The sequence below is a fragment of the Anaerovibrio sp. RM50 genome (genome assembly GCF_000622005.1).
GTDB lineage: Bacteria > Bacillota > Negativicutes > Selenomonadales > Selenomonadaceae > Anaerovibrio.
This window is the reverse complement of the sequence record NZ_JHWV01000034.1, coordinates 1-5,174: the sequence shown is the minus strand read 5'-3', so window position 1 is coordinate 5,174 and position 5,174 is coordinate 1. Positions and strand designations below refer to the sequence as shown.

Annotated in this window: 6 protein-coding genes; all 6 read left to right on the top strand. The window is 42.4% G+C overall.

Annotated features, from left to right (window positions below):
• Positions 1-872 precede the first annotated feature (872 nt).
• The 6 genes from T525_RS0111120 to T525_RS0111095 all read left to right on the top strand — a co-directional run bounded on the left by T525_RS0111120 (position 873) and on the right by T525_RS0111095 (position 5,037).
• Positions 873-1,409, top strand: coding sequence for a hypothetical protein (locus T525_RS0111120; RefSeq protein ID WP_027407245.1), 537 nt, complete (start codon positions 873-875; stop codon positions 1,407-1,409).
• 36 nt (positions 1,410-1,445) lie between these two features.
• Positions 1,446-1,688 carry a hypothetical protein gene (locus T525_RS0111115; RefSeq protein ID WP_027407244.1) on the top strand — a complete coding sequence of 81 codons (243 nt, stop codon included), beginning with the start codon at positions 1,446-1,448 and terminating at the stop codon, positions 1,686-1,688.
• 189 nt (positions 1,689-1,877) lie between these two features.
• Positions 1,878-2,330: a hypothetical protein gene (locus tag T525_RS0111110; RefSeq protein ID WP_027407243.1), complete on the top strand. Its 453-nt coding sequence runs from the start codon at positions 1,878-1,880 to the stop codon at positions 2,328-2,330.
• 29 nt (positions 2,331-2,359) lie between these two features.
• Positions 2,360-2,785, top strand: a complete 426-nt coding sequence (locus T525_RS0111105) for a nucleoside 2-deoxyribosyltransferase (protein WP_027407242.1) — start codon at positions 2,360-2,362, stop codon at positions 2,783-2,785.
• A complete protein-coding gene (locus T525_RS0111100; protein ID WP_051533568.1) occupies positions 2,766-3,563 on the top strand; it encodes a hypothetical protein in 798 nt (265 codons plus the stop codon). The genes T525_RS0111105 and T525_RS0111100 overlap by 20 nt, the downstream gene beginning before the upstream one ends.
• A 1,243-nt stretch (positions 3,564-4,806) precedes the next feature.
• Positions 4,807-5,037, top strand: a complete 231-nt coding sequence (locus T525_RS0111095; protein WP_027397918.1) for a hypothetical protein — start codon at positions 4,807-4,809, stop codon at positions 5,035-5,037.
• Positions 5,038-5,174: the final 137 nt, after the last annotated feature.

The window sequence follows — 5,174 nt, the reverse complement described above, 5'->3', positions numbered from 1 at the left end:
ACTCAATAATGGAGCCCAGAGCTTCTGCCAGCTCCATGAAATCGTCATCGGAAATCTTGGAGTCAATGCCGGAAAAAGCTACAGTCTTGTAGGTTTCCTTGCCGTTAACGGACTCAGTGATTACCTGAAGCCGCATGGAACTGGTTACTTTAATCTTTTTGGTCATACTAAAACCTCCTCATAAAATAAGATAAAATAAGACTTTGCCGAGGTTTTCTACGCACACTTCGTAAGTGAGCACTACTAAATTCGATTTTCGCCTATGGCTCAATCTCATTAAGTATTGCTGGCAACGCAAAAAGCCCGCGGCAGCCACACCGCGGACTTTTCGCGGAATGACTATATTTCTATCCCGGCCAGGAGAGAAAACAGGGGTGAAATGCCATTCCGCAATGGACACCATATTTAACTGTCTTAATTATACACAATTGTGGATAACGTGTCAATAAGTGGAACGAAAATATATAAAATGTTTCTGAAAATGTAACGGGGGAGGCACTTTTTTTGACCGTCTGACCGTTGATTTTATTGGTAGGGCGGATATAATGGGGGTAAGAAAAGGGAAAGAATTTTAGGCGTATGACTGCAGCATAAAAGGTGGTGGCCATTATGGGATTTTTGTTCAGGGCTTCGATATTGGCTGATTCAGACCCATATAATGCTTGCCATTTCTCAGTCGAAGAACATTCCCATTATATGGACTGTAAAAATTGCCAGAATAAATCTTGGTGTGACATATTTGCACTCAATGAAGAAATAAGGACTGGCAAGGAAGCTCAGGCTATGGCTGAAGAATTGTTGAAACATTTTGAGCCGAAACGGAAATGTAGGTTGCCTTAGAGTTATGGCCATGCTGAAAGGTGGTGCTGATTATGTTCACATTTATTGTAATAATTTTATGGATTATCATAATAGGTACCCTGATTGGTGGAATTATACATGCAATTCGGGGTGTTCCAGGCTTCCTACGAGAATCACGTCTTAAATATGAAGAAGAAAAATGGCGTCAGGAAAAAGAGAAGGAATTTCTCAAACGTATAGAATGGGAAAAACAAAATCCTCGTATTTATGAGATGCGAAAAGAGAATAATCCGTATAAAAAGAACATTTATTATCTCAGTCAGCCGAAATATAGAGAATATTGGCTTGAACATTCTAATTATAATGATTATGAGTTTTATGCCACTAAATATGAGTATAATAACCCTGCTCAAAAGAGTACCATATCATTATCAGAATTTTTCTTTCACAATGAAACATTCCTTGATCCATTCTTTAAAATAATTATTCTTATAATATCTATTCTATTCATTCCAGTATTATTAATCCTATCGCCACTGATTATATTTGCTAAGATATATCAATATTTTCGTGAGCGTTATCTTGATAAGTTTTATCCTGCAAAGTAATGTAGTGCGGAACAATTGACTGGGAGGCTGAGTGTTATGGTAGGCATCTGCATAGCTGTTGGTGTTTTTATAGCAATACCCATTATAATTTATAAGATATTGAACCCGCCTTATGATCCTTACAAGATAGAATCACCAGGAATGTGGCAGAGGTATAAAAACGTATTGGATGATTTTAACACTTATTTATTTATGATAAATCGTGAGCATGAAAAGAAAGATATTGAAAGGCGGATAGCTGAGGAAAGAGAAAAGAATAGAAAAGATTTGTTTTCGTGAGTAGTAGAAGCTTTTTGGGGCTTACTTCTTGTTAGCCTTGTATGGTAGTATCGCCGTTGCTAAGTTGATTACTGCTGTCACAAGGCTTTTTTTTACTGGCGGGGCGGATATAATGGGGGTAAGAAAAGGAAGCGGATTTTAGCTTATGGAAGCATAAAATATATTTCATTTTAGAAGGAGGTTTTGCCGATGATGAAGAAATTAATTCGTCATATAAACCTTATTGGCCATGAGATAAACCAGTCCATAGAGGACGGTTATCCGGAGTCAGATCGGGAAATTTACTGCAAGCGCCTCCATACCATCAAGGAGCCGGATGAAAAGGATTGTATGAATTGCCCGTATTTTGGCGGACTTGGACAGGGAACAGCCCATGAATGTGTATGGGAGGAACCAGTGGACATCAGCTCAGAGCTTTACAGAGTTATTAAACATAAGGACAGATACAAGGAAATGGAGCGGGTGTCTGAAATGATAGAAGCTGGGGTTGTGGCCAAGGAGGAATTTTATCCTTTTGAAAATCTTACACCTGAGGAAATGGCCAAATTGGCATCAGAGGCTTTAAAGACCCCAAGCAAGCCAATGACTGATGAAGAAAAAGCAGAAGATGATGCTGAACACGGATATTTTGAAAATGATTAAAATAGATATTTTGAAATGAGGTATAAACCATGAAAATTTATTTTGCTGGTTCCATTCGTGGTGGCAGGAAAGATGCGGAACTTTATCGTAAAGTTATAGCTGCCTTAAAGGAAAAACATCAGGTCCTCACTGAGCATGTGGGGGATTTGAGTCTTTCAACTGTTGAAGATAAAGGGGATAAGGCCATTTACGAGCAGGACACGGCATGGCTGCGGGAATGTGATGTTGTGGTGGCTGAATGCACTCAGGTGTCTCTGGGCGTTGGTTATGAGCTGGCTTATGCTGAAGCCCATAACAAGGAAGTCCATATTTTTTATCGCCCTAATGAAACACAGCTTTCTGCTATGCTTTCCGGAAATGAATATTTTAAGATACACCGCTATAACAGTGAAGATGAACTGCTGGAGCTGGTGAAAAAATGTGGGGATGATTTTCATGGATATGAAAAAGGCTGAGCAATATCATGAACTGGTGGAGGAGTCGCAAAAATCCTATCGCGATAATCCTGACGAGCATAAAAATAACAAAATTGAATTGGCTACTCTTGATACTGATATCTGTAAGGAAATAAATCTCTACACGTACTGGCAGGGGCTGGGGTACGAACAAAAGACCCCACACATAAAATATCTTTTGGTTGGACAGGACTGGGGCAATCCTTTCTTGGGACGAGATGACTTTATTGATAGAGTTATTGCCATAAATAATGGCCATGAAGAACCTTATTATGAAAAGGCGGTTTTCGACACTGATGACAATTTAGTGGAGCTGTTTAAGGTTCTTAAAGATAGTGAGGGAAAACCTTATAATATCGACACAAAACGCTATGATGATCTGATTTTCACCAATTTCTGCCTTGGTTACAGAAAGGGCAAGGAAAGCGGCGGTATGCCCAAGGAACTTATGAAAAGGGATGCCGTATTTTTTAAACGTCTGGTGGAAATTTTGGAACCGGAAAATATCCTATGCCTTGGCAGACTCACCTTTGAATGTGTTTTTGATGCATTGTGTGGTGATAAAACCCAGAAGCCGGAAGGCTTTGGCGGGGCATATAATGATTTTATTGAAAAATATAAACCAATTGATGCTGAATATGGAGAAAACAAGACCACAAGAATTTTCCCCCTGGCACACCCCGGATATATGGGAATAATGAACCGCATAAATAAGAAGGGAACTATTAAAGAAGGACTTGAAAAACAAAAGGAAGATTGGAAGAAAATTATGCAATGATGCTTATTAATATTGGTTTTTATCTTGGGCTGCTTACGTAGTCCTTTTTATTTTGGGTGGAGGGCGGGGGAGACCCGAAGGGATAGCAGCCACGAAGGACTGGTCAGCTTTCGATAAGTTTGTCTATCGGACAGTAAAAGAGGGTGGCGGTACTGGCGGGTCTGGTTTTACTTCCGATAGACGTAAGGAACTTATCGGACGCTCACCAGTCCACCGTATAAGCTGGGGACAAATCCAAGAGCATACAGGGGGAGTGTCGGTTTAAGGGCGTGACACGGCTGGATGCTCCATCAGGGTCCCCTGCCATACTCATAGCACTACACTAAGAGTCGAGTCATCTTAAAAATGGCTTCCGCTCTTGGCGGAAGGCAACCATCTGCGGAGGGTGTGGCTATGGCTTGCCATGGCCATACCTTCCGCTACTCTCTTGGAGAAGGGAGACACTAAAAACGGGGGTATGACTGCGCCCCTTGGGGTGTAGTGATACCCTCCGGCAACTACACTTCGAGTCGGGAAGGGGTGACTGGAATTGGCGGACTGTAGCGGAGAACGAAGGCCGCAGCGAAAGGGAGCCAATGACAGCGACCCCATACGAAACTTGTAGCAGCTGACAGCTCCATACTGTGGCAGTGTATGGCCCTCTCCCACATTCGCAGGGCTTGGTGAAAGCCCTGGGGGAATGTGCAAGAAGGGCTTGGCTTCTATGGGGTGCGTGGGGAATGTGGCATCAACTGGCCATACTCTGACATCAGGACTGGGCCTTGGAGTCGGGGTGTAAGCGGTGGCTGGAGTGAAGTGGACAGCAGCGAAGCGGATGGGAACGGAAAGACAGCGACCGCCTTTCGGATCATGTAGTTGGCACTGGCCCTTTTTCTGATGATGGGGTATGCCCCAGCTATCCAAAGGTAGGGGGCAGAAGCTGCTGGGGTATACGCTATCATTCGGGGCATCTCATATAGTCGGGGCATACCAGACGCCGGAGTGTGACTGACCGCACGTATGGGAGGTCTGGCACCGCAGGCGGCTCACTTTAATCAAGGCACCCAGTAAGTGCGAAGTAAAGCCCCGCTTTCAGGGGAACGTAGGCAGACTATGGCTGCCGAAGTCCTGAAATCGGGGCTATGTTTTGTGGGTGGCTTCCTTCGTACCCATTAATTTTAAAAAAATCTATAACACTTTTATCCTCTCATGGATATAAAGGACAAAGAAAAACAAACAACCACACAGAAAGGGGAGCTTAAAAATGACTGAGATGAAGAAGAACAACGCAATGAACATGGATGAAATGGACAAGGTGGCTGGCGGCATGCTTCATGATACTCCAAATGATGTATTAGAGCCTCTACAGCCTAAAATCCTTAAGGACGTTCTTCCACCACAAGATAATACCAAGGTTCCTGGCCCAAAGCTGGGTGAAAAGGACCCTACTATTATCGAGGATCCTAACTTGACCTTTGGGATTAAGAGAGTTTAATCGATTAAAACAGCTTAGATAAAAACGGAGAAGGCTCCATTTTTGCAGGAAAACCAAATTTTTTGCAGAAAAATAAAAAAGAGATAACACTTTTATTCTCTCATGGATATAAAGGACAAGAGTAAACAACAATATTT